Origin of the sequence: Clostridium pacaense, from assembly GCF_020709765.2 — a bacterium.
Taxonomy (GTDB): Bacteria; Bacillota; Clostridia; order Lachnospirales; family Lachnospiraceae; genus Enterocloster; species Enterocloster hominis.
In genome coordinates this window covers 1-262 of sequence record NZ_JAJFEB020000137.1, presented here as the reverse complement: position 1 = coordinate 262, position 262 = coordinate 1, and the positions used below count along the sequence as shown (strand labels likewise).

Annotated in this window: 1 protein-coding gene; it reads left to right on the top strand. The window is 46.2% G+C overall.

Annotated features, from left to right (window positions below; all coding sequences use genetic code 11):
• A partial coding sequence (locus LK536_RS58820; RefSeq protein WP_506092336.1) for a hypothetical protein occupies nucleotides 1–262 on the top strand: 262 nt, incomplete at both ends.

Here is a 262-nt window from a genome sequence, read left to right as displayed (position 1 = left end):
AAAGGAAAAAAGAAGGAAAGAGGAAGGAAGGGGAAAGAGAAAAGAAGGGGGAAGAAGAGAAAGGGAAGAAAAGAAGAAAAAAAAGGGAGAAGGGAAAGAAGGAGAGAAGGGGGAAGGGAGAAGGAGAAGGGGGGGAAAGGGAAAAAAAAAGAGAGGGAGGAAGGGAGGAAGGAGAAAAGAAGAAAGAAAAGGAAAGGGAGGGAAGAAAAGGAAAGGGAAGGGAAGAGAGAAGAGGGAGGAGAGGAGGGAAAAAAGGAAGGGG